The sequence below is a fragment of the Parabacteroides sp. MSK.9.14 genome, from assembly GCF_019041495.1.
GTDB lineage: Bacteria > Bacteroidota > Bacteroidia > Bacteroidales > Tannerellaceae > Parabacteroides > Parabacteroides merdae.
In genome coordinates this window covers 57,217-81,867 of record NZ_JAHPXO010000005.1, presented here as the reverse complement: position 1 = coordinate 81,867, position 24,651 = coordinate 57,217, and the positions used below count along the sequence as shown (strand labels likewise).

The following is a 24,651-nucleotide window of genomic DNA, read 5'->3' as shown; positions in this document are numbered from 1 at the left end:
TCTTAGTTCTTAAGTTTACCCAATCTATTTTCTATCATACCGGCGATATCGTCGTCACCTTTATAATTGTTCTGCAGGCTGGTGAGGTATTGACGAGCCTGGAAGTCATCACCCTGGCGGATATAGATGTCGGCCAGCAGGATAAATCCGCGAGCCAGCCAGTATTGGTGAGGCGTACCGTTCTCAATGAAGTTCATGAGCACCTTTTCGGCATTCTTGTCATCGTTGGTATCGTAATATAGTTGGGCCAACAGATATTTGGCCTCCGCACCGTGTACCGTACGGGTATCTTTGCTCAATTCTTTCAGGTCGGCAAGCGCCTTGTTCGCCTTTTTTTGGGCGATATAGGCTTTAGCACGTACGTAACGGGCTTCGGCTTCCAGTTCAGGAGAGAGCTTCGGTTCTTTCAGCAATTCGTCTGCCGCCAGAAGGGCATCCTTTTGCTGTCCCGTCTGCAAGGCGCAGCGCATGATGCCTAAACGGGCGGCCTGTCTGTTCTCCGGATTCTCGGCTACGATCAGCAAGCGTTTGAAGCTTTCCAATGCGGCCGGATAATCTTTGCTCAGGTATTCGATTTCGGCCGTGCGGGCAACCGATTCTTCGAGGAACTTGGTGTCGCCGCTGGCAATGACCGATTTGAACCGTTGGATGGCTTCGTCGAACTCTTTCTTGGCAAAAGCGATGCTACCTAAGTAGAAGTTGGCATTCGAACTGAACGCCCCTTCGGGGAATGTTTGCAGGTAGTTGATCAGGCTACGGCGAGCACCGTCGTTGTCACCGCGCATGAAGAGTTTTTCGGCGGCGATATAGGTCAGCGAATCCTGTTCGCCTACTTCCAAGCGGATGTTGCCGCCTATGGAGTTCACATAGCTGGCATAAGCATTGATATCGTTGAGATCGATATAAACAGACTTCAAATCCTGCAATGCGATTTTAGCTTCTTCGCTACCCGGATAATTGCTGATCACCTGCTTGTAGGCGGCGAGCGCCTTTTCCGGCTGGTTGTCGTTGTAGTATAGTAAACCGAGCTGGATGCCTGCTTTACGTGCCAGGCTGCTCTGAGGAAATTCGCGGATCAGCTTTTCGAACGCCTGTGCGGCGGAAGAGCTGTTTTCGAGCAAGACATAAGAGCGTCCTTTCTCGAACAACGCATCGTCTACATATTGCGATTCCGGATATTCGCTGATCAGGCGGTCCATTGCGCTGATCTTGCCTTTATAGTCTTTCTGCAACCCTAACAGGAATCCTTTCTGGTAGATCGAGTAATCGCCAGCGGAAGGAGACAACTGGACTGCACGTGAATAGTTTTCTTCTGCCAGACTGAACTGGCGGTTCTGATACAGGCAATCGCCGATACGGTTGTAAGCGTCAGCCAAAGAAGCGGCCTGCCGGTTACTTTCCAGGTCGACATATTGGCGGAAACGGTTCAGGGCCGCACTGTAATCCCGCAGTTTGAAATAGCTGTAACCTAAGTTATAATAAGCCAGAGCATACATGTCCGTATTGCGCTGGCGCGTATTGTTCAGATACGTGCGATAGTCCGATATCGCGTTTTCATATTCTCCCATGCGGTAGTAGGATTCGCCACGCCAGAAATAGGCGTCGTTGCGGGCTTCCATATTATAAGAACCGAGCTGGATTGCCTGGCTGAACAAACTAACGGCGTCATCCAGCTTGACATTGGCAAAAGCCTGTGTTCCGAGTTGGAAAAGGATGTCCTGTTTGGCTTCCAGTATCTTGGTGCTCGGATGTTTGATCTTGTTGATTGATTTCAAAGCGGCTTCGTAGTTTTTGGTAGTCAGGTAGACTTCGACCAGATAGTCGTTCACCTTGTCTGCGTATTGCGAGTTAGGGAAATCGTTCAGGAAGTCTTCGAAGATCGTCACCGACTCGCCGAACCCTGTAAATGCCGTTTCGTGGATGAGCAATGCGTAGTTGTACATGGCGACTTCCTTTATCTGTTTGTCGAATGAAGAGGTGGCAGCAGCCTCGAATGCCATGCGGGCATTGTTTTTGTCGCCTAACTTCAGGTAAGACTGTCCGAGATAGAGATAGGCGTTCTGTGTCAGCTCGTCGTTCTGGCGTACGGTCCGGCTCAGGGCGTTGACCGTATTGCTGTAATTCCCTTTATTGAAGTAGCATACACCTAAAATGTACAGATCGCTGCGGAGCGGGTTTTCCGTAGATGAAACATATTTGCTCAACATCCGGATCGCTTTTTCCTGGTCGCCTAAATGATAATATGAATCACCAACGATCCGGTACATCTCGCTGTTGTTCTTGCTATCGGGATATAGAGAGAGAAGCTCTTCACCTTCTTTCACCACCTTTTCGTATTTGCTCTGGATAAAATAAATCTGTGCGATGTAGTATTGCGACTGCTCGCGGTATTTCGGGCTCTCTTTCAGACGGGAAAACTCGATCAGAGCATTGTTGTAATTCCCCATCGCGTAGTCGATGTAGGCGACATAATAGGTCGAGGCTTCCTTATATTTGTCTCCGACCTGCTCGATCCGTGCGAAGTAGCCGCGGGCTTTTTCCATCTCACCGGTCTGCAACAGCGAATAAGCCAGACGGAAAGAATAAGCCTCCTGCTGTTCGGGACTTAACATGTCGATATCGGCTTCGTTGAACCAGAAAATAGCTTTTTCATATTCACCGCGTTCGAAATGTACGGAACCGATCATGTAACCGATCTCGTCGCTATGGCGGGAAGCTGGATATTCTTCCAGATAGTCTTTTAGCAACTCGTCTGCATTAGGGCGTCCCTGTTCATAAGCGGCATAGACCAGCATATAGTCTGCCTCTTGGATCAGGTCGGCATTCGTGGAATGCTGTTTGTAAGCCTCCAACTTGTCAATGCAACCGGCATAATTTTTTAAACTAAACAACTCTTTCCCTTCTACAAATAGGCGATCCGGTGCATCAAACTGGTACGACCGCTGCCCGTATGCGACATGACTCCCCACCACTATGCACAGTGGAATAAGTATTCTTTTCATCACTCCTTAGCTTTTATAATACAGATATATATAAATATAACGGTATATGTTGGTTCTAAGTTGCAAATATAAGAAATATATTACTTTATATAGCGGTCTACTGCTTTTTTGATAGATTGCAATCCGAAATCGTCCGGATTCAACTGGTTGGCTGGCAGAATAATAATCTCGGCTGCATCGTCTTCAGCTTTTGCTCCGTCGAAGGATTCGGTCAGACATTCGAAGAACATATCGACCGTATGTACCTCGAAGCCGGAATAGGGATAAAGATTGGGAATGGAAAAGAGATAACGGCAGCCGACGATGTCAAGTCCCGTTTCCTCTTTCACTTCCCGGTGGGCTGCATCTTCGGCTGATTCATACATATCGACAAAGCCTCCCGGCAAGTCGAGTGTCCCTTTGGCGGGTTCTTTGGCACGACGTACCAACAGCAGTTCTCCTTTTGAATTGCGGATGAAGCAGGCGACAGCCGAGGAAGGATTGAAATAATAGACGAACCCACAAGTTGTGCATTGTTTGGCTTTCTCGTTGCGTTCCACAAATGTCCTGGCTCCGCATTTCGGACAATACGTAAATTGATGTAAAGGATGGGACATGATATTTTATATTTAATAGTCAGGCACGGATTACACGGATTTCACTGTTCTAACAAACTGTGCAATCCGCGAAATCCGTGCCTGAAATAGCTTTGTGTTTTTATTACTTCACTTCCCAACCCAGTGCGCTTGCGCCCAATACGGCTGCATCGCTTTCTTTCAATTGGGAGAATAATAATTTTGTCTTGCCTTCGAACACTTTCAACATGTTCTTTTCCATTGAACGTTTGATCGGATTCATAATCAGATCTCCGGCTTTAGTTAGGCCTCCGAACAGGATGATCGCTTCTGGGCTGGAGAATGCAACGAAATCAGCGAATGCTTCACCCAGGATGTTACCTGTGAATTCGAAGATTTCCAAAGCCAGCTTGTCATTCTTCATTGCTGCGTCATACACGTCTTTGGATGTGATTTCGTCCGGATCCAATTCGCGAAGCAAGCTGTCATCCTTACGGATTTCCAGAAATTCGCGTGCCGTACGGGCAACTCCTGTAGCAGAAGCATATGCTTCCAAACAACCTTGACGACCACAACCACAAGGACGTCCGTTATTACGACGCATGATCACGTGACCTAGCTCGCCTGCAAATCCATCATGCCCGTAAACCAGGTTACCGCCGATTACGATGCCGCTCCCGACACCTGTACCTAATGTGATCACGATAAAGTCTTTCATACCGCGGGCAGCACCATACGTCATTTCACCGATAGCAGCTGCATTCGCATCATTTGTCAATGCCACGGGCACACCACCCACCTTTTCGCTGATTAACTGAGCCAAAGGAATTTTACCTTTCCAAGGAAGGTTTGGTGCAAATTCGATACAACCGTTAAAGAAGTTACCGTTCGGAGCTCCTACACCTATACCTTTTATTTTATCTACACCGCCTGCCTGGTCGATCACTAATTTCAGGCCATTTGCAAGTTCGCTGACATAATCGTCGACATCAGTATACTTTCCGGTTTTAATTGAACTACTGTACAAGATCGTTCCTCTTGCATCTACTACGCCAAAAACAGTATTGGTACCACCTATATCGATACCTACTACATAAGGCTTCTCCATGATTTTATATTTTAGATTAATAATGCTTTTTCTGGAAAGCAAATATAAGAGGAATCTGGTAAGGTACAATGATTTTATTCAAAAAAAACCGAAATGGACGTGAATATGTTACCCGATATGTTATTTAGCAGGTAAAATTTCAATCCAATAATCGTCTGGATCATTGATGAAATACAAGCCCATCTCGTTATTTTCGAAACAGATGTATCCGAGTTCTCGGTGATATTCGCGTACCTTGTCATAATCGCCGGCTACACGGAAACAGAGATGGCTTTCATTGTCTCCTAATTCGTATACTTCTTTCCGGTCGCGAAGCCTGGTCAGTTCCAACAGAAATCCTGTCTCGTTGTCTGTCAGATAAACCAAGGTGAACGAACCGTCTGTCGCTTCCTTGCGGTGGTGTTCTTTCAAACCAAGCGCTTTTCCATAAAACGCAATACTTCTGTCCAGATCCAGGACATTGATATTAAAATGATCAAATCTGCTCTTTATTTCCATTTTCTCTCTATTTTTTTATTTTCCATTTTCAAATGTCTGTCCCTTCTCCCGGAACGGATATCAACGCATACCGGCAACCACGCGATTCCGCGTAAGGTCTGAAAGCAACCACCTCCGCCGGACGATCCCAAAAATGCATCGGTACAAAGATATTGGTTTTGATATGATCTACAAACTGTTGTGCACCGCGCATGAAGTCGGTCCCGATACGCGGATCGACCGGAAACATGGTAGCATCTAGCTTGTCGGTCGCCTTTGCCAAATCACCTAATTCTTTCAGATAATTTTGTTCTGCTTCTGCGACTTCTTCGGGAGTCGATTCGTCTTTCCAGTGCCAGTTATTTAGGTCGCCGGCATGGAAAAGGCGTTTCCCTTCGGCTTCGATCAGGAAGGATATGCCGGAGTCTGTTGATCCGAATGCCTTGATCCACAGGTTATGATCTTCATAAGAATCTTCTTTTTTGAGATAGATTGCATCTTCTTTCCCTGCCCGGTTCCTTTTCAAAATATCTTTGCCGAAAAGATAGACGATATCTTTTTTGTATGTTTTCCATCTCAAAACCTCCGGATTGAAATGATCCGGATGGAAATGGGATGACAATATATATAATGTACCCGCACGATTCAATAGTTTCTCATGCACGAAACCTTTTTCCGGTGACCTCCCTGTGTCTTTATAATAATCGATCAAAATGGCAAATTCGTCTGCCTCGATAGCAAAACCACTATGGTAGATATAAGTAAGTCTCATGTATATTTTCCTTTCTTTTTATAAACAAAACACGGAAGGTCGCATTCTTGTTGTGCAAATCAGCGTTCGTTTGCGTCCGGTCAATGCTGATTACGATATTACAACTTTATTTCCAGTTGCTCCATCATCACCCCTGTCTTTCGGCGTGCATCGGCCACATCCAATCCGCGTGCCAGCAGCACTGCCATACGGCGATGTCCGCGGACTTCCGGTTTACCGAAGAAGCGCATTTGGGTGTCCGGCTGTTCCAAGACCTTATCCAGGTTGCCTAATGAAAGTTGGTTGCTGTCCCCTTCGACCACAACAGCACGCGAAGCGCCTGCACCGTGAAAAGCTATGTTCGGGATCGGTAGGCCTAATATAGCACGGGCATGCAAAGCGAACTGCGAAAGATCCTGCGTGATCATTGTGACCATTCCTGTGTCATGCGGACGGGGAGAGACTTCGCTGAAAATGACATCTTCGCCCTTAACAAACAATTCGACCCCGAAAATACCGCGGCCGCCGAGCGCCTCCGTGATTTTGCCTGCAATTTCGCGTGCCTTTTCTTTGGCAACCGGGTTCATTGCCTGTGGTTGCCAGGATTCACGATAGTCGCCGTCAACCTGTACGTGTCCGACCGGTTCTAGGAATGATGTGCCTCCAATATGACGGACGGTCAACAGGGTGATTTCGTAATCGAAATCGACAAACCCTTCCACGATCACTTTTCCGGCACCGGCACGTCCGCCTTCCTGTGCATAGTGCCAGGAGCGGTCGATATCTTCTTCTTTACGGATAATGCTTTGTCCGTGTCCGCTCGAGCTCATGATCGGCTTGACGACACATGGCATTCCGATAACTTTGACAGCCTCGATAAATTCTTCTTCTGTCTCGGCAAAACGATAAGGAGAGGTCGGCAAACCCAATTCCTCGGCAGCCAGACGGCGGATGCCTTCGCGATTCATAGTCAACCAGGTGGCACGGGCTGTCGGGATGACATGGAATCCTTCTTTTTCCAGTTCCATCAACGTCTGTGTTGCGATGGCCTCCACTTCGGGAACGATATAATCTGGTTTTTCTTTTTCTACAATCTCGCGCAAAGCGTCTCCGTCCAACATCGATACGACATACGAACGGTGGGCGACTTGCATGGCCGGAGCATCTGCATATTTGTCCAAAGCGATTACTTCCACTCCATAACGCTGTAATTCAATTACAAATTCTTTGCCTAATTCGCCAGAACCGCAGAGCAAAACTTTCGTTGCGGTAGCCGACTTCGGTGTTCCTATTGTTACCATATTTATTGAATGTATTATATTTCTTTTGTTCATAGGTGCAAAGGTACAGTAATATTGGCAATTGACAAGTGGTTCTCAATAGGGGATTTCCGAATGGATACAAGTGTAATCTGTTTTCGACATTGTAGAAAATAAAATAGATGCAAATCTGATTAGGTTTCCATGCAGATGTAAATGTCGTTTTCTACAAAGAAATATATACCTATGTGAGGTTAATTTGGGTTAAATATAAGTACCTTGTGATACAAGGTATCTTGGTAAAGCATATATTTGTGGCAGTTAATGACAAAATATTTTTCTATTTATGTAACGATTTTGCAAAATGTTCGTCTAATAGATAAAAGTAACAACAAATATAATGATTCATCTGGAAGGAATTAACAAAACGTATTTTAACGGTGCGCCGCTACATGTTTTGAAAGGCATAGACTTGGATATAGAGAAGGGAGAGATGGTGTCTATTATGGGGGCGTCGGGATCGGGGAAATCCACATTGCTGAATATCTTGGGAATATTGGATACATACGATACGGGCATTTATACCCTGAACGGGCAGTTGATCCGCAATCTGAGCGAAACCCGTGCGGCGGAACTGCGTAACCGGATGATCGGTTTTATCTTCCAATCCTTTAACCTGATTTCATTCAAAAATGCGGTGGAGAACGTAGCCTTGCCCCTGTACTACCAAGGAGTAAGTCGCAAGAAGCGAAACGCTATGGCATTGGAATATCTGGATATGGTCGGGCTGAAGGACTGGGCGGAGCATATGCCGAACGAAATGTCCGGTGGACAGAAACAGCGTGTTGCCATTGCCCGCGCCCTGATTGCCAAACCGCAGGTGATCTTGGCGGATGAACCGACCGGAGCGTTGGACAGTAAGACGACGGTTGAGGTGATGGAGCTGCTCCGGAAAGTAAACCTCGAAGGGCTGACGATGGTGATCGTGACGCACGAACCTTCCGTGGCTGAGGCAACCGACCGCATTATCCGCGTGAAAGACGGTCTGATAGAAACAATAGAAAAAGGATTGGGACATGTTTGACTTTGATAATTTCCGAGAAATATGGAGTACGATCCAAAAGAATAAACTCCGTACCTTCCTGACCGGCTTTTCCGTAGCATGGGGGATTTTCATGTTGATTGTCCTCTTGGGGGCAGGAAACGGGATGAAGAACGGGATCATGTCGAACTTTCGCAACTTTAGCCTGAATCGGGTGGAGACATGGCCGCGCTACACGAGCAAGCCGTACAAGGGAATGCAGATGAACCGGAGGATCGAATACAAAGATGAAGATCTGATTGCCATCCCTCGCGAAAATCCCGAAGTGGATTTGATCACGGCGAGTATCAGCCGGAGCGATACGCTTTCCTACGGAGACGAATATAACGCCTATTCCCTGAACGGAGTGCACCCTTCGAAGGCGGTGATCGACAATATCGAAATGACGGTTGGGAACGGCCGTTTTATCAATGATATAGATGTGAAGGAAAAAAGGAAGGTGATTGTCCTGAGCCCCCGCATGAAAGAAGTCCTTTTCAAAGGCGAGGACCCGTTGGGCAAATATGTGAATGCCGGAAGTGTCGCATACCAGGTTATCGGTGTCTATAAGGCGGAGGACAACGACAACAACGCGCCGGCCTATATCCCTTTCAGTACGGCGCAGACCTTGTATAACGCTGGCTACGGACTGGATGAGATTATCTTTACGGTGAAAGGTATTTCCACGCAGGAAGAATTTGACGCTTTCGAGAAACGTTTCCGCCAGCAGATGGGAGCGCGGCATAAGTTCGACCCCGAAGACCGGCGGGCGATCGGTATGTGGAGCACGCTCGAAAACTTCATGATGCTGAACGGGATGCTGAACGGTATCGCCCTCTTTATCTGGGTGATCGGCATCGGGACACTGACTGCCGGGATCGTAGGCGTGAGCAACATCATGCTGATAACGGTACGTGAGCGGACGAGGGAGTTCGGCATCCGGAAGGCGATAGGGGCGACTCCGTTCTCCATCCTGAAACTGATCATTGTCGAATCGATCCTGATCACGGCAGTGTTCGGTTATTTGGGCATGATCTTAGGGATCGGGCTGACAGAAGGAATCAATTCGGTTATGGAGATGATGAATGCCGGAAAGAATGTTTCGCAGGATGACATGAGCATCTTCCTGAATCCGACGGTGAACCTCAGTGTGGTGTTGTCCGCTACGGCCCTGATCATCGGGGCAGGCGTGCTGGCCGGCTATTTCCCTGCCCGCAAGGCGGTCAAGATCACGGCGATCGAGGCCATGCGCAATGAATAATTGGTAATTGAAAATAGAAAGATTATGTTCATATTTGATATAGATCGCTGGGTGGAAATATGGGTGACGATCACCCGTAATAAAACCCGTAGCCTGCTGACCGGCTTCGGTGTGTTCTGGGGCATCCTGATGCTGGTGATCCTGTTGGGTTCCGGCAACGGTTTTAAGAATGGCGTGTTGAAGAACGTCGACGGTTTTTCGACGAACTCCGCATTCTTCTTTTCCGAACGGACCGGCGAACCCTACAAAGGGTATAAGAAAGGGCGTTACTGGCAGATGCGCAACCGCGACTTGGAGACGATCCGCCAGCGTGTGAAAGGAGTGCGCTATCTTTCGCCGATGATTATGCAATGGGGCGGACAGAATAATGTAGTGAGAGGACAGAAAGCTGGTACATATAACGTGCGTGGCGTCTATTCTGAATATTTCAATATCGAAACGCAGCATATCTTGGCGGGACGCTTGTTAAATGAAATCGACATGATCGAAAAGCGTAAGGTGTGCCTGATCGGTAATATCGTGCGCGAAGTCCTTTTTGCCCCGGATGAAGATCCGATCGGACAGTACATACGGGTGAATGGTATCTATTACCAGGTAGTCGGTGTGATCAAGCCGAAGCCCCGTGCCCAGATTGGCGGGCGTACGGAGGAAAGCGTAATGATTCCGTTTAAGACGCTCCAGCAGGCTTCCAACCAGGGAGACAAGTTCTGGTTCCTCTGTGCGACGGCCGACGACGGTTATTCCTGTGATAAGATGGTGGAAGACATAAAGACGGTCCTGCGTTCGCAGAACGAAATTTCCCCGACGGACGAACATGCTATCAGCAGCTTTACGATAGCCAAACAGTTCGAAACATTCGATATGTTGTTCACCGGTATTAATATTCTGGTTTGGCTTGTCGGTATCGGAACTCTGCTGGCTGGTATTATTGGGGTTAGTAATATTATGATGGTGACAGTTCGGGAGCGGACACGCGAGATCGGAGTGCGCCGTGCGATCGGTGCGAAGCCTTTCGATATTATATCGCAGATCATGAGTGAGAGCCTGCTGTTGACATCCCTTGCCGGGTTGATCGGGCTTAGCGTGGGGGTATTCCTGCTCGATGTGGTGAACAATGCGATGGCAAGCGGCGGAGATGTGTCTAACGACACGTTTTTTTCCAATCCCGAAATCCATATCGGGACAGCGGTGGCAGCTACCGTAATTCTGCTGTTCAGCGGTCTCCTTGCCGGGTTGATCCCGGCCTGGCGTGCCATGCAGATCAAGGCGATAGATGCTATCAGGGAAGAGTGAATTGGATTTATGATTTATAATTTGTGTCTACGTATAAATCATAAATATTTCCATTGTCAATTAATAAAAAAGTATAGTTATGAAGAATCGTATCGTAAAAAAAGTCCTGCGGATCATCTTTTTGGTATTTGTGGGAGTTGCTGTTGTCGGCACTTTCTATTTCTTGTGGAAGAAAGCGCAACCTGTCATTACCCTCTATGAGTTGGTTACCCCTGCACGTGACACGATTGAGACGAAGACCGTGGCGACCGGAAAGGTCGAACCTCGTGATGAAGTCCTTATCAAACCACAAATGTCGGGTATCATCTCCGAATTGCTGAAAGAAGCTGGACAGATGGTGAAAGAAGGGGAGATCATTGCTCGTATCAAGGTTATTCCTGAAATGGTTCAGTTGAATAGTGCCGAATCGCGTGTACGGGTGGCGAAGATCAACCTCGAACAGATCAGTGCTACCTTCAAGCGGGATAAAGAGTTGCATAAACAGGGGGTTATCTCCAAAGAAGATTACGAAACATCTCTTGCCAACTATAAAAAGGCGCAGGAAGAGGCAGAGAACGCTCAGGATGCTCTTGAGATTATCCGTGAAGGTATCTCTAAACGGTCTGCCGCTTCCAGTACGACACAGGTTCGTTCTACTATCACCGGTATGATCTTGGATGTGCCTATCAAGGTCGGTAACTCGGTGATCCAATCGAATACTTTCAACGACGGTACGACGATCGCTACTGTTGCCGATATGAGCAATATGATCTTTAGGGGGAAAGTAGACGAGACGGAAGTCGGCCGTATCCATGAAGGGATGCCGATCAAATTGACGGTTGGCGCTATGGAAAGCCGCACGTTCGATGCTGAACTGGAGTATGTGGCTCCTAAGGGAGTGGAAGAGAACGGGGCTGTGCTGTTTGAGGTGAAGGCAGCCGTACATATGCCAGGCGATGCCTTTATCCGTGCCGGCTACAGTGCCAACGCCGAGATTGTGTTGAAGCGTGCGGAGAATGTATTGTCCGTACCCGAAAGCTGTGTCGAGTTTAGCGGTGATTCTACTTTCGTACAAGTAGTAAAAGCGGAAAAGCCAGAACAAGTGTTTGAGAAACGGGCTGTCAAAGTAGGCTTGTCCGATGGCATTAAGATCGAGATAAAGGAAGGTCTCGCCGAAAACGAAAAGGTACGCGGGGCGATTGTCAATCCGAATAAGAAATAATTGTAAACAGTAAAATGATGAGAAAACGATTAATAATCGCTACGGCTTTATTTCTTTCCGGTTCTTTGGCTCGGGGACAGGAACCTGCCAAACAATGGTCTCTGGAAGAATGTATCCGCTATGCGATCGAACATAACATCGAACTGAAGCAGAGAGAGCAGGACCAGGAAAGCCGGAAAGTGGAATTGAACACCAGCAAATTCAGTTGGTTGCCCGATCTGAATGCCAATATCGGACAGAACTTCGACTTTGGACGTTCTCCTTCCAAATCAGGTGTGATTGTGGATCAGAACTCGGCTAATACTTCGGCATCTGTCTCTTTGAGCATGCCGATATTCGACGGCTTGCGTATTCCCAACGATATCGCTGCCCGCAAGCTGGACTTGAAAGCGGCTGTCGAAACGTTGAATAAGGCGAAGGAAGACTTGTCGATTAATGTTGCTTCCTACTATTTGCAGGTTTTGTATAATAAGGAAGTCCAAAAGATTGCCGAGTTGCAGGTTGCGCTGAGCAATGAGCAGGTCGTGAAAACCGAAGCATTGGTAAAGAACGGGAAGGTTCCCCTTTCCCAGTTATACGATATGAAAGCGCAGCTAGCGAAGGACGAAGTCTCGCTGACCGAAGCGCGTAACAATGTGAAACTGGCATTGCTCGACTTGACGCAAAGCCTCGAACTGGAACGCGACGGTGAAAATTTCGATATCGTAGTCCCTGAAATAGAAGATGCGGTTGAACAGTATATGGGCAGCATCCTTCCACCGGACAATGTCTATGATCATGCTGTCGCTTTCAAGCCGCAGATCAAGGAGCAGGAATTTCTCTTGGAAAGCCAGAAGAAAATGCTGAAAGTGGCTCGGGCAGGTTATTATCCGAAATTGAATTTCGGCGCCAGCTACAGCAACGGCTATTACCATTATTCCGGTGATGGCGAATATACGAACCTTCCTTTTGGCGATCAGCTGAAAAACAACGGACGTAGAACGATCGGGTTCAGCTTGAGTATCCCGCTGTTCAACCGCTTTCAGGTTCGTAACAGTGTCCGCTCCGCCCGTATCAATATCCGGAACCGGGAGTTGATGATGGAGAATACGAAGAAGGTGTTGTATAAAGAAATCCAGCAAGCCTACTACAATGCGACTGCTGCCCAGGAGAAATATACCGCATCCGACAAATCTGTCCTCGCTAGCAAGGAGGCTTTCTCTTATGCCGAAGACCGTTATGCCGCCGGTAAGAGTACGGTTTTTGAATACAGCGAAGCCAAAACGAAGTATGCCCAGAGCTTGTCCGAACAGGCTCAGGCCAAGTATGACTTCATTTTCCGCACCAAAATCTTGGACTTCTATAACGGCACACCAATAACACTATAACATATTTAGGTTAGACACATTTGTTTAAGAAAAAGAAGGTCTCTGTGATGGAAACCTTCTTTTTGTTCTTATATTTGTCCGAGAGATTATGATTTACAATTCAAGGACTATGAAAGTATAATCGTTTAATGGAGTGGATCTAATATTAATACCTAGAAAAACATATTATGAATGCAAGATTTGTGACATTAGTTTTGCTGCTATTCGTTTGGCTGGAGGGGGACAGCGTTTGGGCCCAATATCTTCCCAAACTTTATCAGGTTTTCTCTCCCGACAAAAAGTTGAAGATGGCTATTCAGCGACATAACGACGGTTTGCTGACCTACACTTTTGCAGCTAATAGAGAAATATTGATCAAAGAATCTCCGCTGGGTTTCAAATTGGAATCACAGGAGACGGTTCCTTCTTCCGGTTGGAAAATAGAGAAAGTATCCGACCGGAAAGTACGGGATGAATGGAAACCGCTCTGGGGTAAACGGGCTGTGGTTGAAGATCATTTTAATGAATTGGTGATCGATTTGGTGAATCCGGCCGGACAACCGGAGCGGATGCAGTTGGTTGTCCGTGGATATAATGACGGCTTTGCATTCTGTTATAAAATACCGGATGGAAAAGGACCGTGTGTAAATGTGCAGTCCGAATTGACGGCCTATAACTTTGCAGGAGATTATACGGCATGGTTCTATAATGGCGAAAATCATAATATAGGACCCGAAAAGTTGACGGAAACAGATGGAACCCGTTTGCCGGTGATGACCGTGAAGGCGGGTGATAAACATTATATGGCAATCCATGAAGCCTGTCTGGAAACAGGAGCACCTCTTGTTTTACAATCTAAGGGGGGGGAATCGCTCTTTTCGGTCGCTTCCAAGCCGACCAGTCTGTCGCCGGGATATACATCAGCCTGGCGTGTCGTTTTGTATGGGACGACACCTGGCGTGTTGACCGATTCCCATTTGTTGGAGTTGCTGAATCCGGATCCCGACTCTCGTTATGATTTTTCGTGGGTGAAACCGGGGTTGGCTGTCTGGGACTGGCGTATCAACGGAGCTGTGTGGGATGGATTTACATACGGGATGTCTTATCCTTCCTGGGTACGAATGGTCGATTTCGCTGCCGAGCAGGGTTTCAAATACCTGGTGTTGGATGCCAATTGGTATGGACCGGAATTCGAATCGGATTCCGATCCGGTTAAAGGAGAAAAAGCGCAGGATGTGCAACGGCTGTTGAAATATGGAAAAGAGAAAGGTGTCGGAATCTGGCTTTATCTGAATGATGTCGGAGGTCGGAAATATCCGATAGAAAAGACCTTGAAACAGTATGGGGATTGGGGAGCAGCCGGGGTTAAATACGGTTTTATGAGCGGAACACAAGAAGAAAAGAACCGGTGGACGAAAAAGATCACGGAGCTTTGTGCTCAAAATCACTTGTTGGTCGATTTCCATGACGGTCCGGTTCATCCATACGGACAAATGCGTACTTGGCCGAACGCTGTGACACGCGAATATTGCCATGCCCAGTTGGACGGACATCATGTGTTCGAGCCTAAAACATTTGTGACGACCGTTTTCGTCAATATGGTTGCCGGTCCGATCGATATGAACAACGGAATGTTTGACCTTCGCCAAGGGCATACGACACGTGTGGACGAGAGTCAGCCGGTTCCTTCCACACTGGTTTCGGAAGCTGCCCGTACGTTGATTGCTTTTTCTGGCGTGACTATTTTGCCGGATATTCCAGAATACTACCGGAAGTACCCGGCTTTGTTGAACTTCCTGTCTGCCCAGAAGATGCCGTGGAAAGAGAGCCGTACCCTGGCCGGTGAAATCGGGGAGTATATCGTGATGATGCGTGAAACGGAGGATGCCTACTTAGTCGGTGCGGCCACGAATGAGTCCGGAAGGACGATAGATCTGCCTCTTTCTTTCTTGGAAAAAGGAAAATATACTGTTGAAGTCATCGAAGACGGCGACGATGCCCACTATCTGACAAACCGGGAAAGCTTGAAAGTTACGACTCGGCAACTGACAAACAATGATAAACTGACATTGAAGTTGGCTCCGGGCGGTGGTGCGTGTCTTGTTATTAAGAAAACTCCGTCCATGCGTGTTGGTGAGCAAGCGGCTTTTCCGCTTGTCAGCCCTTCCGGGAAAATTGGTCGAAAATAATTACTTCGTTCTTAACTTGAACGAACCTAATCAGATTGCGAACACTAGCTGGATCAAGCCCGGACAGGTAATTCGTGAAGTTACATTGACAACGGCTGGCAGTATGGCTAGTATTGATTTTGCCGCAGAAAACAATATAGCCTATGTGCTGTTTGATGCCGGTTGGTATGGGGCGGAAGAAGATGTGAAATCGGATGCGACCACCGTTACGGTTGATCCGGCCCGTTCGAAAGGACCGCTTGATTTGCCTAAAGTAATAGAATATGCCAATTCAAAAGGAGTTGGAATACTGGTTTATGTGAATAAAAAGGCACTGCATCAGCAACTGGATGAAATTCTGCCTTTATATAAGAAATGGGGGATCAAAGGTGTAAAATATGGTTTTGTGAATGTGGGCGACCAATACGCTACGGCATGGTTGCATCAGGCAGTACGCAAAGCCGCCAAATATGGATTGATGGTTGATATCCACGATGAGTATCGTTCGACAGGCTATTCGCGCACGTATCCGAATTTACTGACTCAGGAAGGTATCCGTGGCGACGAAGAAAGTCCGTCGCTGGACCAGGCCATCTATACATTATATAATCGCATGATCTGCGGAGCGGGTGACTATACCAATTGTTATTTTGCGGAAAGAGTCACGGAAAAGATGGGCGGACGTGCTGCCCAGTTAGCTAAATTAGTCGCTATTTACAGTCCCTGGCAGTTTGTCTATTGGTATGACCGTCCCGAAAAATCACCGAGACGCGCCGGTGGTGCAGGCTCTGCCGAGTCTGTGATCAAAACAGATGCTGCAACCCGTTTCTATAATTCTATTCCGACCGTATGGGACGAAACTCGCTTCCTGGAGGGAGAAATGGGAAAATATGCTGTGGTCGCCCGCCGTTCGGGTTCCGATTGGTATGTAAGCATGTTGAATGCCGGAGACAAAAAACAAATCTCCTTACCCATTGATTTTCTGAAAAACAGAAAGGGCTATACCGCCACACTCTATTACCAGGCTTCCGAGGAGAAAAAGGATGTCGTCGATGCCAAGAAAATCAGGTTGGAGAACCGCAATGAGGTTATCATTGATTTGGTCGGGAATAGCGGATGTGTGCTGCATTTTTCGATTCTTAATTTCCAATAGATTTATTTCAAATCACGTGGTAAGCCGGAGGGAATGTTCCTTCTCCGGCTTTCTTTTTATTTATCTGTTATCGGCTTCTTTTTTCCGATAAGAGGAAGGAGATATTCCCATAACTTTGGTAAAGACACGGGAGAAATAGGCCTGCTCCTCGAATCCGAGCCGCATCGCAATTTCGTTCAGTTTCATATCCGTAAGTTCGATATACTGACAGGCTTTCTGTATTTTTAGGCGTGTAAAGTAATTGATGGGGGAAGTACCCGTTTCTTTCTGGAATAAGGTGGAAAAGTGAGATTCCGAATATTTGAAATATTCCGCTAAATCTTTTAAGGTCAGATTGGTTTCCACGTGTTCTTGTAAGTAATAGATAACTCGCATCGAGAATGAATTTTCTTTGTGGGTCGGAAGATCGATATGGCGGAACTGTTCCTGAAAAATGAAAGTTGAGAGAAACGTATATAAGCACATGGATGAATAAGCCAGATATTCTTTTATGTAACCTCTGGCAAAACTACTGTATATCTCTTCGAATAGACGGATGCGGACGAGTTGCCGTACATGTTCGTCTGCTAATATTTCTTGAGGAGCGGGGTTGGGAGAAAGGAATGATTCGGTTAGCTTACCACAGAAATGAAGCCAATAGATTGTCCAAGGATCATGGCTGTCCGCCTCAAATGAATAAGGGACATGGGGAGGTACGATGATATACTGATTTTTCTGTACGGTACTTCTCCCGCCGGGCCTTTTACCTATATGGAGAACAGTCCGGTTTCTTATAAACCGACCGGTTTTATCGGAGGGGCGGGACATGGTTGTATCTTTACGGCCGGTAGTGAGAACTATTGGAAAGCCGCGACCAATTCAATTTCCGTCCGGCATATGTTTGAACGCAGGGTCTCTTTCTATCCGTCCGGCTTTGATAAAGACGGCTATTTGTTTACGAACACCTATTTAGGAGATTACCCGATGTTCCTGCCCGGAGGAAAGGAACAGATCGCCGGTGAATATCAACCCGGGTGGATGTTGCTTTCGTATGGAAAAAAAGTGAGCGTATCTTCTTCGCTGGAAGGTTATCCGGCAGAAAATATAGTGGATGAGGACGCCCGTACAGCTTGGGTCGCCCAATCGAACCGTGACATGGAGTGGGCACAAGTAGATTTGCAACGGCTTTCGTCTATCCATGCTATTCAGGTGAATTTCGATGAATACGGGGCTAATCAAAAAGGTGCTGTCTCCGGAGTTTACCAGAGCTATCTGATTTACGCTTCGGTAAATGGCGAAGATTGGTCTTTGGTGGTGGACTATGGTACAAAGAAAACAGACACTCCTCATGATTATATCGAATTTGAAGAACCGTTCAAAGCCCGGTATATCAAGTTGCAAAACAAGGAGTATATGGTGTCGGAAAATTTTTCCGTACGCGATTTGAGAATTTTTGGAAAAGGTCAGGGGAGTACTCCGCGTGCCGTAAATGATTTCACGGTGGAAAGGGATGAGGCCGATCCGTGCAAGGCGCGTCTTTGTTGGGAGGCTGTTCCGGATGCTCAGGGGTATATTGTCCGCTACGGAATAGCCGGAGACAAGTTGTATAATAATTTCCAGGTGATGGGAGAAAATACATTGGAAATCGGAAGTCTGAATAAAGGGGTTGCTTATTACTTTACGATAGATGCCTATAATGAGAACGGTATTACTCGGACTTCCCGGATAAAAGTTTGCCGTTAATCAACAGACTTCTTTTTACCTCTTCAGCTTTCCCACAAACATCAGGTTATTGTCGTTCTCATGGAGCGTAGTGGCCAATTCTTTCAGTTGGGCTTTCGCTTCGGGAGGACATTTGCCGGAGGCGAGATGGGCTTCGATCATTTCCTGAAGTGCAGCCGGTTCGACATTGAAAATGAATCTGCCCTTGTTGAAGTGGTTGTTCGGATTGGGAATCGGGAGATTCCCGTAGAAGTCGTTGACCAGGTGATATTGGGAAGATGACATTTTCATCTTATCTACCAGTATGTCTCCTCCGGGTGTGAACCGGCCTTTATCCCAAGTGTAGTAGTGGATGAGGATATGGTTGGGCAGTTCCGTGTAGATATGGATAGGTTTTTGGGCAAAACCGGGGAAGTTCATCGTGAAACGGGGGATCAGCTTGTTTGCTTCCGTATCGTATGTGAAAGTCGTGTCGATGCCGGTATAAAAGAAGTCGAATATTCCGGTATTCCGGTAGGAAAATATCTCATTGTCGAAATTTCCTGCCAACATATAGTCGAGTGCCGGTATTTGTGATAGGATGTTCCCGTTCGTGTCCATCCGGAAAGCGATCGGCGTCCCTTCTTCAAAAGGCATGTGTACGACCGAGAGCGTACCGTCGGCATTGACCTCGATTTTCGGTTTGTTGATTTGTCCGGGAAGATTGATATCTTTTATCCATTTCCCGTCAAGGCCGTACATCATGATTTTCTTCCCATAAAAGAGAGAGAGGAATATATGGCCGCCTCGTTCGTCGATACTCCCGTCGTAGATAGTCACCGGATACTCGCCCGGTCCGTTTCCCATTGCACCTATGTTGCAGAGGAATTTTCCGTCCTTGTCGTATAGCTTGACCACGTTGGATTGCTGTCGTACGCAAATGTAGTTATCGCTCACCTCGATCCACCAGGCCTTGAACAGGGCCTCGTCGGAGGTTTCAAAACGCACGATCCGGCAATCTTCGACCAGTTCGCTAAGTGGGATATCAATCGTATCGCCTGCCGCTTTCAGGTCGCAGATGTAAAGCGGGCCGTCCGGGTTTTCGATTATCCTGACACTGCCGTCGTCAGTTACCAACGATTTCGGAACGGAGGAATTACAACTTGCAAGGCTTGCCAGAAGGAAAACGATAGCGGGAAGGAATGCTTTTGTTTTCATATTCACGTAGATTTAAGTGATTATAAAAACAAAAGTATGAATAATTCGTAGATACGAACTATTCATACTTATATAATAATTAAATGATTAATGTAAATTAACGGATGAACAACAGTTCCCTATATTTCGGCAGCGGCCACATCTGGTTATCGACCATCAGCTCCAGGTCGTCGATGTGGCTACGGATTTCGTCCAGATAGGGAGCGACGGTATCATGGTAAGCGATCGCTTTGGTACGCAAATCCGTGATACGGTTTGCTTTTTTGCGGGCTTCCACCATTTCGTCCACCATGCGAGTGACGGAACAGATATGTCCGGCAATCTTGCGAACCAGGCGTCGGGGCTCTTCCGACATATCGTCATATTCCGGATATCCGCCGAAAGTCTCTTTCAGCTTGGCGATGTTGTCCAATAGCAATGACTGGTAGCGGACGGCAACCGGGATGATATGGTTGAGCGATAGGTCGCCAAGGACACGAGCTTCGATCTGTACCTTTTTGATATAGATTTCCCATTTCACTTCGTTGCGGGCTTCCAATTCCTTTTCGCTCAGTACACCCGTTTCCTTGAACATCCGGATAACTTCCGGTTTCAGGTAAGCATCGTATTGTAACGGAACGCTGTTTTCGCAATCCAGGCCGCGGCGGGCAGCTTCTTCCTTCCATTCGTCGCCGTAGCCGTTCCCGTCGAAACGGATCGGTTTGGATTCCTTGATATAGGCTTTCAGCACTTCGAAGATGGCGGCCTCCTTGCTCTTTCCTTCGGCACGCAAGGCTTCGACATCCTGTTTGAACTGGCGGAGCTGGTAGGCTACGGCAGAGTTCAGTGCCAACATCGCCGAACCGCAGTTGGCCGACGATCCCAATGCACGGAATTCGAAACGGTTTCCGGTGAAAGCAAAAGGAGAGGTGCGGTTACGGTCCGTATTGTCTAACAGCAGTTCAGGGATCTGTCCGAAGCCGAGATGCAGGCGTTTCTTGTCGTCCACCTCGATAGCGTCTTCGATGGAACAGTTCTCGAACTTGTCCAGAATTTCGGTGATCTGTGTTCCTAAGAAGGATGAGATGATGGCGGGAGGCGCTTCGTTGGCGCCCAGGCGGTGCGCGTTGGTAGCCGAAGCGATACTGGCTTTCAGCAAGGCGTTGTATTTATAAACGGCCATCAGCGAGTTGACCACGAATGTGATGAAACGCAGGTTGTCTTCCCGGTCCTTTCCCGGAGAGAAGAGGTTGATGCCCGTATCGGTTCCCATCGACCAGTTGCAGTGCTTGCCCGAACCGTTCACGCCCATAAAAGGCTTTTCGTGGAGCAGCACGCGGAAGTTGTGGCGGCGGGAAACACGTTTCATCACTGACATCAACAACTGGTTATGGTCGTTGGCGAGGTTGCATTCCTCGTAAATAGGCGCTAGCTCGAACTGGTTCGGGGCAACCTCGTTATGGCGTGTCTTGACCGGGATGCCCAACTTGTAGCATTCAGTTTCCAGGTCTTTCATAAACTCCTGTACACGGGAGGGAATGGCTCCGAAATAGTGGTCGTCCAATTGCTGGTTCTTCGCGCTTTCGTGTCCTAAGAGAGTACGTTCCGTCAGCGACAGGTCGGGACGGGCGGAATAGAGGTCTTCGTCTACCAGGAAATACTCCTGTTCCCAACCTAAATAGGTGATGACTTTATTGACGTCTTCGTTGAAATAATGGCAGACATCTTTGGCTGCCTTGTTCAAGGCTTCGATGGAGCGGATCAGCGGGGTCTTGTAGTCCAGCGCTTCACCGGTATAGGCGATGAATACGGTCGGGATACACAAGGTGTCGTCTACGATAAACGCAGGTGAGGAGGGGTCCCAAGCCGAATAGCCGCGGGCTTCGAACGTGTTGCGCAATCCGCCGTTGGGGAAGCTGGATGCGTCCGGCTCCTGTTGTGCGAGCAGCTTGCCGCTGAATTCTTCGATCATGCCACCGCCGCCGTCATGTTCGACGAATGCGTCGTGCTTTTCGGCTGTCCCGTCGGTAAGAGGCTGGAACCAGTGTGTGTAATGTGTGACTCCTTTTTCCAGTGCCCACATGCGCATGCCGGCAGCCACATGATTGGCTATTTCGCGGTCGATAGGGGTTCCGTTGTCGATGGCATGGGTCAGGGCTTTGTAGGTTTCCTTGGAGAGATACTTTTGCATTGCCTTCCGGTTGAAGACGTTCTCACCATAATATTCGGATACTTTCTGATTGGGAGTAATGGCTTCCACTGCCTTTCGGTTGGATGCTTTCTCCACTGCATTGAAGCGTGAGATTGACATACAGATTGTTTTTATGTTATACCGGCTGCAAAGATACATGCAATTCTCCATGAATGCTTTCATCCGGTAGTTAAAAATAGATGAGTAGGAAACGATTTGTCCCGGCGCATCCCGTTCGGCAATGCACCAGCTTCTCTAAAGCTATGCATTAGGTTGCGTAACCCATAGCTTTAGCCTTCATAAAGCATAGCTTTACGGTAGCCTTTTTGGGGTGTCTGTCCTTTCGAATGAGGGCGTAAATGAAGATTCAAACATTTCATCGCGTGGGATAAATAAAAAAGGTGTATTAAGAAATGCTATTATTGATTATCAGTGATTTATGGTGATAGGTGATAGGTAAACCCCCGTTTCTGTAAAAGTTTAGGAAAAATGAATTAAAAAACGCCGCCTTTAAGGTGACGTTTTTTAATTCAAACTCAGAAAAGTTTTACAAAAAGGCCTTTTCACCTATCACCTATCACCCGATCAGAACAAACTCCAGGCTACTGTCAATCCTGCCATGACGATCGCTACCATGCTCATCAGCTTGATCAGGATGTTGAGGCTGGGACCGGAGGTGTCTTTGAACGGGTCGCCGACCGTATCGCCTACGACTGTCGCCTTATGGGCTTCGCTGCCCTTGCCGCCGTGGTTTCCTTCTTCGATATGTTTCTTGGCGTTGTCCCAGGCGCCTCCCGAATTGGCCATGAAGATCGCCAGTACGAACCCGGTGCTCAGGCCGCCGATCAGCAGTCCGACCACTCCTGTCACTCCGAATATCAGACCGGTGAGGATCGGTGCGATGATGGCTAACAGGGAAGGGGTCACCATCTCATGCTGCGCCCCTTTTGTCGAGATGGCCACGCAACGGGCGTAATCGGGTTCGGCTTTTCCTGTTAGTATTCCGGGGATTTCACGGAACTGGCGGCGTACTTCCTCCACCATGTGTCCGGCTGCCCGTCCGACTGCATTCATTGTCAACCCGCAGAACATGAAAGCCATCATGGAGCCGAGGAACATCCCCGCCAACACCTTCGGGTTCATAAGTGTGACATCATAATAGATCATAAAGTCGGAGAAAGAGGCTTTTGATACCTCGATGGCTTTGCCGTCGGAAAATGTCAGGACTGTTTCGCCCAACCGGAGCAAGCCTATTTTAATCTCTTCCACGTAAGAAGCCAGCAAAGCCAAGCCAGTCAAGGCTGCCGAGCCGATCGCAAACCCTTTGCCTGTTGCGGCGGTCGTGTTGCCTAAGGAGTCGAGCGCATCCGTACGTTTGCGTACTTCTTTGCCCAAGCCGGACATTTCCGCATTGCCGCCGGCATTGTCGGCAATAGGCCCGTAAGCGTCCGTAGCCAAAGTGATCCCTAATGTCGAGAGCATTCCGACGGCGGCGATGCCGATGCCGTACAACCCCATCCCTACATTGTTGAAATCGAAGCCGGAAGCAAAAAGGAACGAACAGATGATCCCGGCTACTACGGCCAGTACCGGAATGGCGGTCGATAGCATGCCCAGCCCCAAGCCGGAGATAATCACCGTTGCCGGTCCGGTCAGTCCGGCCTCTGAAACCCGCTGGGTGGGCTTATAAGACTGGGAGGTGTAGTATTCCGTCGATTGGCCGATCACGATCCCTACCAACAATCCGATTATAACCGAACAACTGATCCAGAACCAATTGTCCAACTCTAACAAATAAAGAATGCCGAAAGTGGAGAGGGCGATCAACACGGAACTTAGGTTTGTCCCTATGGCAAGCGCTTTCAGCAGCTCACGTATAGTCGCATTTTCCTTCGTACGGACGGCGAAGATGCCGATGATCGACAATACGATCCCGACCGCGGCGATCAGCATCGGCGCCACGATCGCCTTGTATTGCATCTCTACGTCGCCGGACGCCACGAATGCGGCAGCACCCAATGCGGAGGTTGCCAGAATGGAACCGCAATATGATTCGTACAAATCCGCCCCCATGCCGGCCACATCTCCGACGTTGTCTCCCACATTGTCGGCAATGGTTGCCGGGTTGCGCGGGTCGTCTTCGGGGATGCCGGCTTCGACTTTGCCGACCAGGTCGGCTCCGACATCGGCTGCTTTTGTGTAGATACCACCGCCGACACGGGCGAAGAGTGCCTGTGTGGAAGCTCCCATACCGAAGGTCAGCATGGTGGTGGTTATGATGGTCAGTTTATGTGTGGCATCCATCGTTTCTGCCGGAATGCAGATATTCAATAATATGTACCAGAACGAAATGTCCAGCAAGCCGAGGCCGACGACAACCAGCCCCATTACGGCACCGCTCCTGAAAGCAACCTGCAAGCCGCTATTCAAAGACGACCGGGCGGCATTGGCGGTACGGGCGGATGCGTAAGTAGCCGTCTTCATCCCTAAGAAACCGGCAAGACCAGAGAAGAAACCGCCGGTCAGGAAAGCGATCGGAACCCATTCGTTTTGTACTCCGAATCCATACGCCATGATGGAGAACAAAACCACCAGGGCGAGAAACACCGAAGCGACAACCTTGTATTGTTGTTTCAGGTATGACATAGCTCCTTTGCGTACGTGCCGGGCTATTTTTGCCATTAACTCCGTCCCTTCACTCTCTTTCATCATCTGCCTGAAGAAGAACCAAGCAAATACCAGTGCCAGGATGGAGGCTACCGGTATGATCCAAAAAATAGGTGTAATCATAGCAATGAGATTTAAAATTAATACGAATTTAATCGTTTTGACACTTAGCGTCTTACGATCCTTTATTGTTCATCTGTAAATATAACAAAAATAAAGAAGTAGAGAAACTTTTTCGTAAATAATAATGTTTCATTCTAAA

18 protein-coding genes and 1 pseudogene are annotated in these 24,651 nt (G+C 47.9%); 8 read left to right on the top strand and 11 right to left on the bottom strand.

The annotated features are described in order from the left end of the window. Window positions 1-2: 2 nt before the first annotated feature. The 6 genes from KTG12_RS04330 to purT form a co-directional block, all read right to left on the bottom strand. Window positions 3-3,002, bottom strand: coding sequence for a tetratricopeptide repeat protein (locus KTG12_RS04330; protein ID WP_122298192.1), 3,000 nt, complete (start codon window positions 3,000-3,002; stop codon window positions 3-5). Between the two features lie 80 nt (window positions 3,003-3,082). Further along, window positions 3,083-3,598, bottom strand: coding sequence for an NUDIX domain-containing protein (locus KTG12_RS04325; RefSeq protein WP_022321815.1), 516 nt, complete (start codon window positions 3,596-3,598; stop codon window positions 3,083-3,085). Between the two features lie 103 nt (window positions 3,599-3,701). Continuing rightward, on the bottom strand, window positions 3,702-4,664 hold the full coding sequence (locus KTG12_RS04320; protein ID WP_005637207.1) for an ROK family protein: 963 nt from the start codon (window positions 4,662-4,664) through the stop codon (window positions 3,702-3,704). A 120-nt stretch (window positions 4,665-4,784) separates the two neighbouring features. Beyond that, window positions 4,785-5,162: a VOC family protein gene (locus KTG12_RS04315; RefSeq protein ID WP_022321816.1), complete on the bottom strand. Its 378-nt coding sequence runs from the start codon at window positions 5,160-5,162 to the stop codon at window positions 4,785-4,787. 28 nt (window positions 5,163-5,190) lie between these two features. Next, window positions 5,191-5,913: an MBL fold metallo-hydrolase gene (locus tag KTG12_RS04310; RefSeq protein WP_022321817.1), complete on the bottom strand. Its 723-nt coding sequence runs from the start codon at window positions 5,911-5,913 to the stop codon at window positions 5,191-5,193. A gap of 98 nt (window positions 5,914-6,011) precedes the next feature. Next, a complete protein-coding gene (gene purT, locus KTG12_RS04305) occupies window positions 6,012-7,193 on the bottom strand; it encodes a formate-dependent phosphoribosylglycinamide formyltransferase (protein WP_022321818.1) in 1,182 nt (393 codons plus the stop codon). 358 nt (window positions 7,194-7,551) lie between these two features. Here purT and KTG12_RS04300 point away from each other — a divergent pair, with 358 nt between their 5' ends. The 7 genes from KTG12_RS04300 (at window position 7,552) to KTG12_RS04270 (ending at window position 16,654) form a co-directional block, all read left to right on the top strand. Continuing rightward, window positions 7,552-8,235: an ABC transporter ATP-binding protein gene (locus KTG12_RS04300; RefSeq protein ID WP_022321819.1), complete on the top strand. Its 684-nt coding sequence runs from the start codon at window positions 7,552-7,554 to the stop codon at window positions 8,233-8,235. Continuing rightward, the gene (locus tag KTG12_RS04295; protein ID WP_122205299.1) at window positions 8,228-9,493 is read left to right on the top strand and encodes an ABC transporter permease; all 1,266 of its coding nucleotides are present in this window, start codon (window positions 8,228-8,230) and stop codon (window positions 9,491-9,493) included. The genes KTG12_RS04300 and KTG12_RS04295 overlap by 8 nt, the downstream gene beginning before the upstream one ends. Window positions 9,494-9,523: 30 nt before the next feature. Beyond that, window positions 9,524-10,786 (top strand): ABC transporter permease, encoded by a 1,263-nt coding sequence (locus tag KTG12_RS04290; RefSeq protein ID WP_122131830.1) that lies wholly within the window; start codon window positions 9,524-9,526, stop codon window positions 10,784-10,786. A gap of 79 nt (window positions 10,787-10,865) precedes the next feature. Then, window positions 10,866-11,987 carry an efflux RND transporter periplasmic adaptor subunit gene (locus KTG12_RS04285; RefSeq protein ID WP_122298191.1) on the top strand — a complete coding sequence of 374 codons (1,122 nt, stop codon included), beginning with the start codon at window positions 10,866-10,868 and terminating at the stop codon, window positions 11,985-11,987. Between the two features lie 14 nt (window positions 11,988-12,001). Next, window positions 12,002-13,354 carry a TolC family protein gene (locus KTG12_RS04280; RefSeq protein ID WP_122298190.1) on the top strand — a complete coding sequence of 451 codons (1,353 nt, stop codon included), beginning with the start codon at window positions 12,002-12,004 and terminating at the stop codon, window positions 13,352-13,354. Between the two features lie 167 nt (window positions 13,355-13,521). After that, window positions 13,522-15,522, top strand: coding sequence for a glycoside hydrolase family 97 protein (locus tag KTG12_RS04275; protein WP_022322190.1), 2,001 nt, complete (start codon window positions 13,522-13,524; stop codon window positions 15,520-15,522). Continuing rightward, window positions 15,461-16,654, top strand: a complete 1,194-nt coding sequence (locus tag KTG12_RS04270; RefSeq protein ID WP_138272534.1) for a glycoside hydrolase family 97 catalytic domain-containing protein — start codon at window positions 15,461-15,463, stop codon at window positions 16,652-16,654. Before KTG12_RS04275 ends, KTG12_RS04270 begins: the two co-directional genes overlap by 62 nt. A 60-nt stretch (window positions 16,655-16,714) precedes the next feature. Here the strand turns inward: KTG12_RS04270 and KTG12_RS21670 are convergent, their stop codons facing one another. Together KTG12_RS21670 and KTG12_RS22235 are read right to left on the bottom strand one after the other, a co-directional pair. Next, window positions 16,715-17,029 (bottom strand): helix-turn-helix transcriptional regulator, encoded by a 315-nt coding sequence (locus KTG12_RS21670; protein WP_227226067.1) that lies wholly within the window; start codon window positions 17,027-17,029, stop codon window positions 16,715-16,717. Window positions 17,030-17,251: 222 nt separating this feature from the next. Further along, a pseudogene (locus KTG12_RS22235) lies at window positions 17,252-17,461 on the bottom strand (AraC family ligand binding domain-containing protein); the annotation flags it as partial. Between KTG12_RS22235 and KTG12_RS04260 the strand changes: the two are divergent. Next, a complete protein-coding gene (locus KTG12_RS04260; RefSeq protein WP_005637175.1) occupies window positions 17,405-18,376 on the top strand; it encodes a discoidin domain-containing protein in 972 nt (323 codons plus the stop codon). The pseudogene KTG12_RS22235 and the gene KTG12_RS04260 overlap by 57 nt on opposite strands. A gap of 15 nt (window positions 18,377-18,391) precedes the next feature. Here the strand turns inward: KTG12_RS04260 and KTG12_RS04255 are convergent, their stop codons facing one another. The 3 genes from KTG12_RS04255 to KTG12_RS04245 form a co-directional block, all read right to left on the bottom strand. Then, window positions 18,392-19,552: a 6-bladed beta-propeller gene (locus KTG12_RS04255; protein WP_155143695.1), complete on the bottom strand. Its 1,161-nt coding sequence runs from the start codon at window positions 19,550-19,552 to the stop codon at window positions 18,392-18,394. 97 nt (window positions 19,553-19,649) lie between these two features. Continuing rightward, window positions 19,650-21,842, bottom strand: coding sequence for a glutamine synthetase III (locus tag KTG12_RS04250; protein WP_005637168.1), 2,193 nt, complete (start codon window positions 21,840-21,842; stop codon window positions 19,650-19,652). 465 nt (window positions 21,843-22,307) lie between these two features. After that, window positions 22,308-24,512, bottom strand: a complete 2,205-nt coding sequence (locus KTG12_RS04245) for a sodium-translocating pyrophosphatase (RefSeq protein ID WP_155143697.1) — start codon at window positions 24,510-24,512, stop codon at window positions 22,308-22,310. Window positions 24,513-24,651 lie beyond the last annotated feature (139 nt).

What these genes read in the sequence shown, in the direction of transcription:
- KTG12_RS04330 (WP_122298192.1), bottom strand. Translation starts at nt 3,002, where the DNA reads ATGAAAAGAATACTTATTCCACTGTGCATAGTGGTGGGGAGTCATGTC.
- KTG12_RS04325 (WP_022321815.1), bottom strand. Translation starts at nt 3,598, where the DNA reads ATGTCCCATCCTTTACATCAATTTACGTATTGTCCGAAATGCGGAGCC.
- KTG12_RS04320 (WP_005637207.1), bottom strand. Translation starts at nt 4,664, where the DNA reads ATGGAGAAGCCTTATGTAGTAGGTATCGATATAGGTGGTACCAATACT.
- KTG12_RS04315 (WP_022321816.1), bottom strand. Translation starts at nt 5,162, where the DNA reads ATGGAAATAAAGAGCAGATTTGATCATTTTAATATCAATGTCCTGGAT.
- KTG12_RS04310 (WP_022321817.1), bottom strand. Translation starts at nt 5,913, where the DNA reads ATGAGACTTACTTATATCTACCATAGTGGTTTTGCTATCGAGGCAGAC.
- purT (WP_022321818.1), bottom strand. Translation starts at nt 7,193, where the DNA reads ATGGTAACAATAGGAACACCGAAGTCGGCTACCGCAACGAAAGTTTTG.
- KTG12_RS04300 (WP_022321819.1), top strand. Translation starts at nt 7,552, where the DNA reads ATGATTCATCTGGAAGGAATTAACAAAACGTATTTTAACGGTGCGCCG.
- KTG12_RS04295 (WP_122205299.1), top strand. Translation starts at nt 8,228, where the DNA reads ATGTTTGACTTTGATAATTTCCGAGAAATATGGAGTACGATCCAAAAG.
- KTG12_RS04285 (WP_122298191.1), top strand. Translation starts at nt 10,866, where the DNA reads ATGAAGAATCGTATCGTAAAAAAAGTCCTGCGGATCATCTTTTTGGTA.
- KTG12_RS04280 (WP_122298190.1), top strand. Translation starts at nt 12,002, where the DNA reads ATGATGAGAAAACGATTAATAATCGCTACGGCTTTATTTCTTTCCGGT.
- KTG12_RS04275 (WP_022322190.1), top strand. Translation starts at nt 13,522, where the DNA reads ATGAATGCAAGATTTGTGACATTAGTTTTGCTGCTATTCGTTTGGCTG.
- KTG12_RS21670 (WP_227226067.1), bottom strand. Translation starts at nt 17,029, where the DNA reads ATGCGAGTTATCTATTACTTACAAGAACACGTGGAAACCAATCTGACC.
- KTG12_RS04260 (WP_005637175.1), top strand. Translation starts at nt 17,405, where the DNA reads ATGGAGAACAGTCCGGTTTCTTATAAACCGACCGGTTTTATCGGAGGG.
- KTG12_RS04255 (WP_155143695.1), bottom strand. Translation starts at nt 19,552, where the DNA reads ATGAAAACAAAAGCATTCCTTCCCGCTATCGTTTTCCTTCTGGCAAGC.
- KTG12_RS04250 (WP_005637168.1), bottom strand. Translation starts at nt 21,842, where the DNA reads ATGTCAATCTCACGCTTCAATGCAGTGGAGAAAGCATCCAACCGAAAG.
- KTG12_RS04245 (WP_155143697.1), bottom strand. Translation starts at nt 24,512, where the DNA reads ATGATTACACCTATTTTTTGGATCATACCGGTAGCCTCCATCCTGGCA.